Source organism: Candidatus Methylomirabilota bacterium (genome assembly GCA_036002485.1).
Classification (GTDB): domain Bacteria; phylum Methylomirabilota; class Methylomirabilia; order Rokubacteriales; family CSP1-6; genus AR37.
Window position 1 is genome coordinate 1 of record DASYTI010000235.1, and the last position, 3,714, is coordinate 3,714.

The 3,714-nt window shown below is 68.3% G+C and carries 5 protein-coding genes; 3 read left to right on the forward strand and 2 right to left on the reverse strand.

What is annotated here, in order from left to right; genetic code table 11:
* Nucleotides 1-313 (forward strand): SMP-30/gluconolactonase/LRE family protein (locus VGT00_20440; protein HEV8533799.1); only part of this gene is annotated, 313 nt, incomplete at its 5' end.
* Complete coding sequence (locus VGT00_20445; GenBank protein ID HEV8533800.1) at nt 310-1,341, forward strand: LLM class flavin-dependent oxidoreductase; 1,032 nt, start codon at nt 310-312, stop codon at nt 1,339-1,341. The genes VGT00_20440 and VGT00_20445, both read left to right, overlap by 4 nt.
* Before the next feature lie 174 nt (nt 1,342-1,515).
* On the opposite strand, the gene VGT00_20450 is transcribed toward VGT00_20445, so the two are convergent.
* Together VGT00_20450 and VGT00_20455 are read right to left on the reverse strand one after the other, a co-directional pair.
* On the reverse strand, nt 1,516-2,442 hold the full coding sequence (locus VGT00_20450; GenBank protein ID HEV8533801.1) for a hypothetical protein: 927 nt from the start codon (nt 2,440-2,442) through the stop codon (nt 1,516-1,518).
* Nucleotides 2,439-3,305 carry an alpha/beta hydrolase gene (locus tag VGT00_20455; GenBank protein ID HEV8533802.1) on the reverse strand — a complete coding sequence of 289 codons (867 nt, stop codon included), beginning with the start codon at nt 3,303-3,305 and terminating at the stop codon, nt 2,439-2,441. The genes VGT00_20450 and VGT00_20455 overlap by 4 nt, the downstream gene beginning before the upstream one ends.
* A gap of 188 nt (nt 3,306-3,493) precedes the next feature.
* Between VGT00_20455 and VGT00_20460 the strand changes: the two genes are divergently transcribed.
* Nucleotides 3,494-3,714: hypothetical protein (locus VGT00_20460; GenBank protein ID HEV8533803.1), on the forward strand; the 221-nt coding region annotated here is incomplete at its 3' end.

The following is a 3,714-nucleotide window of genomic DNA, read 5'->3' on the forward strand; positions in this document are numbered from 1 at the left end:
CGACGCTGCCGGCAAGATGATGCGCCGGCGCATCTTCGCCGACATGTCCTCGGACGAGACCGATGGCGTGCCCGACGGGATGAAGGTGGACGTCGAAGGCCGGGTCTACTGCACGGGCCCGGGAGGCACCTGGGTCTTCGCCCCTGACGGGACGCGGCTCGGCATCATCCGGACTCCCGAGGTGCCGGCCAACCTCGCCTTCGGCGGTCCTGATCTCAAGACGCTGTTCTTCACCGCCCGCACCTCCGTCTACACGATGCGCGTCAAGGTGCCGGGGCAACCACATCCCTACTACAGAGTGACGGCGGCATGACCATCAAGTTCGGGACCTTCCTCCTGATGCAGTCGCCCTCCGCGCGCTCCTCTCAAGAGATCTATACCCGAGCCCTCGACATCGCCCAGGCCGCCGAGACGCTCGGCTTCCGCAATGTCTGGCTGGCCGAGCATCATTTTTCGACCTACGGCTATCTCTCCCGGCCCGCGCAGCTCGCGACCTACATCGCGGCCAAGACCACGCGGCTCCGGGTGGGCACGGCCGTCATCGTGGTCCCCCTCCACCACCCGCTCGTGATCGCCGAGGAGATCGCCACCCTCGACCTCCTGGCCGGCGGGCGCGTCGACATCGGGCTGGGGCGCGGCTACCAGCACTACGAGTTCGAGCGGCTCGGCCTCGAGCTGGACACCGCTCGCAGCCGGTGGGAAGAGTCGGTCGACATCCTGCTCAAGGCGTTTCGCGGCGAGCCCTTCACCTACGATGGCAAGCTCTTCAAGATCCCCGAGACGTCCGTGTTCCCGCAGCCGCTTCAGCAGCCGCACCCGCCCATCTGGGTCACCGCGCAGAGCCCGGAGTCCATCGAGGCGACCGTTCGCCGCGGATTCAATGTCCTCACGGGAGGCTTCGGAGTGCCCATCGAGCGGATGGCGGAGTTCCGCCGCCTCTTCGATCGCCTGGTAGCCGAGGCCAAGCCGGCGCGGACGCTCGAGGTCGGCGTGCAGCGCGCCGTCTACGTGACGCACAGCGAGGCGGATGCGCGGGCCGCCGCCGAGGAGGCGCGCTGGAACATGCGGGTGACCCTTAGCCTGCGCAACCACTACGAGCGGGTGGAGGGGGGCCGCGCCATCGCGGTGCCGGCGCCGAAGGAGCCCGACCTCGATGACCTGCTGGAGCGCTACCTGGTCATCGGCACCCCGGACACGTGCATCCGTCAGATCAAGCGCATCCAGGAGCTCGTGGGCATCTCGCACTTCAACTGCAGCTTCTGGTTCGGCGACCTCGAGCACCCGCGCATCCTGAAATCGATGGAGCTCTTCGCCCGCGAGGTCATGCCCGCCTTCAGCTGATCTCGCCTGAACTATTCACGAGCGCACGCACCGCATCCTGGCCCCCCTCACCCGGCCCTCTCCCCCACCGGGGCTAGGGATCAAAATGAATCCCTCTCCCTCGGAGAGGGAGAGGGCAGGGTGAGGGTGGCACGGTCTCGTCGAATGGTCCAGGCTAGCGCCGTCCGTCCGTCGTCAGACCTCCCACCAGCGAGCGATCTCGGCCTCCAAGCGGATGGCGTCCGGGTAGCGTCGCTCGACCTCACGGATGCACTCCTCGGCCTCCGACTCGGTCGGTACCAGGTCGGGGCGGGCCACCGAGAAATCGTAGACGGACAGCGAATCGGTCGGCAGAATCACGTCGAGAGAAAGAGCATCGACATTTCGATGGCGCAAGACCGTTTCGTACACGCGGCGATACACGCTTGGGTCGTAGGACACGGGGGCATCGCCTGACCCTGCCCGACCCTCGCCCGTGGGCCCCGTGGAGCCGACGTCGATCCCGAGGCTGCGGGCGGCCTCGAAGACCTCGCTCAACAGATCCCGCAGCACGCTCGGCGGGGCGTCCTCGCGCTCGCGGGGATGGAGCGGGCTCGCGGCCCGGCGCTCGCGCAGGGCCACGAGGAAGCGGCGCACCTCGGTAGATGGTACGGCAATCGCGAACCGGCATGATGGGGCGGAGAGCAGGCTTTCCGCGCCGTCGTCGAGCCGGCGGGCCAGCTCGACGAAGCGGTTGCCCACGAAGGGCGTCTCGCCGACGAGGAGGTGTCGCGGCTCGGGATGGCGATCGTTCCAGGCGACGAGCGCGCGACGTGCCCACAGCCCGGCCGCTCTGCGGATGACCGAGTGGGTGACGCCGTCGGCCAGTGGATATCGCCGGCCCGCCGCCGTTGCCTCGAACACCGGGCGCGCCACGTCCCATTGCAGCAGATGGACGCTCCGGCCGGCGCCGCTGGCGAGGTGCGCGAGCTGGTGGACGAGAAGGCTCTTGCCGGTGCCCGGGAGACCGGCGAAGAACACCATGCGCTGCCCGCTCAGATCGCGGATCTGCCTCGCGAGTCGCTGGTCGGCCTGCACCACGAGCCGACCGGCGCCGCCCTCCGCTGGCTCTCGCCGCGTCACGTGCTCTGGCGAAGCGTAGGGCGGACGTCCTGCTCGAGGAACTGGATCACGGCCTGAGAGAAGGCGTCGTTCTGGTCACCCGCCACCATGTGCGCGGCGCCCCCGACATCCACGACCTTCGCCCCGGGGATCTGGTCGAGGAATTCCTGCACCCCCTCTTCGGTGACCACGTCACTGAGCTTGCCTCGCAGGAGCAAGGTGGGGACGCGGATATTTCGCATGGCGGCCTGGAAAAGCCCCTGAAAGTCATGGGGCGGGACCTCCATGCGGCCCCGGTCCAGGAACCTCGGGTCCCAGTGCCAGTACCAGCGCCCATCCCGTTTCTGGCGCAGCACCTTCATGAGCCCGGCGTGATTCACACGCTTCGGACGGTTCGGCGTATAGGCCGCGATGGCCTCCGCCGCGTCCTCCAGAGTGGCAAATCCCCGCAAGCCGGAGCTCATGAAGTCTCGAATGCGCTGGACGCCGGCGGGGTTAGTCCGATGCACGATGTCCACGATGACGAGAGCGCTCGACACCACGCGATCGGAGCCGCCCTCGGCGAGCATGGCCGTCACCCCTCCGAGGGAGGCGCCCACGAGCACGGGCGGCCGGCCGAGCTGGTCGACGACGGCCACGCAGTCGGCCGCATAAGTCGTGAACGAGTAGTCCCCGTTGAGGGCCCACTCGCTGTCGCCATGGCCACGGAGATCGAGGGACACCGCCCTCCAGCCGTGGCCGGCGATGACCTGCGCGGTCTTGCCCCACGCGTGGCGGGTCTGGCCGCCGCCGTGCATGAGGAGCACGGGCCAGTCGCGATCGTCGCCCCAGACGTCGGCGACCAGGTGAATCCTTTCGAAGCCCTCGAACCGCACGGTTCTCATGACCATCTGACCTACCGCGAAGGTACGGTCCGCGACCGAGGATTGCAATCCGAGGCCGACTCTGGTGCACTAGGCGCCTCGCTCCCAGGGGTTACCTGCCGAACCTGCAGATTGCAGGGCGAGCTGCAGGACGTCGTGGGGCTGGGGCCCCACCGTCCGAGGCGAGCAATCTAGAGGAGGGATGGGCCATGGCGAAGGGCACGCTGATCGCGGCGATGAACATGGGGCAGGCGGCCGAGGACGAGTTCCACGACTGGTACGACACCGAGCACCTGCCGGAGCGGCAGCGCGTGCCGGGCTTCCTCGCGTGCCACCGCTGGATCTGGGTGCAAGACCGCAAGGTCTCCGTCGCCACCTATGATCTCGACACGGTCGCCGTGCTGAAGAGCCCGGCCTATCTCGCCATCGG

Excerpts from the sequence above, each read along its gene's own strand:
- VGT00_20445 (HEV8533800.1), top strand. The coding sequence starts at position 310 with ATGACCATCAAGTTCGGGACCTTCCTCCTGATGCAGTCGCCCTCCGCG.
- VGT00_20455 (HEV8533802.1), bottom strand. The coding sequence starts at position 3,305 with ATGAGAACCGTGCGGTTCGAGGGCTTCGAAAGGATTCACCTGGTCGCC.